This window comes from Tepidiforma sp. (genome assembly GCF_026419595.1).
Classification (GTDB): Bacteria; Chloroflexota; Dehalococcoidia; order Tepidiformales; family Tepidiformaceae; genus Tepidiforma.
In genome coordinates, this window is record NZ_JANZZD010000149.1 from 249 (window position 1) to 510 (window position 262).

The 262-nt window shown below is 62.2% G+C and carries 1 protein-coding gene; it reads left to right on the forward strand.

The genetic code is table 11. The features are described 5' to 3' along the window. The coding region (locus tag N2041_RS14880; RefSeq protein WP_297679432.1) for a class I tRNA ligase family protein at positions 1–262 on the forward strand (262 nt) is incomplete at both ends.

Here is a 262-nt window from a genome sequence, read left to right on the forward strand (position 1 = left end):
CACTCCTATCCGCACTGCTGGCGCTGCGACACGCCGCTCCTCTACTACGCCAAGACCAGCTGGTACGTGCGCACAACAGCGGTGCGCGAGCAGATGCTCGCCGAGAACGAAAAGGTGCGCTGGTATCCCGAGCACATCAAGCACGGACGCTTTGGCAACTGGCTCGCGAACAACGTCGATTGGGCGCTCTCGCGTGAACGCTATTGGGGAACTCCGCTACCGATCTGGCGTTGCTCCCAGGGACACATGCACTGCGTGGGGT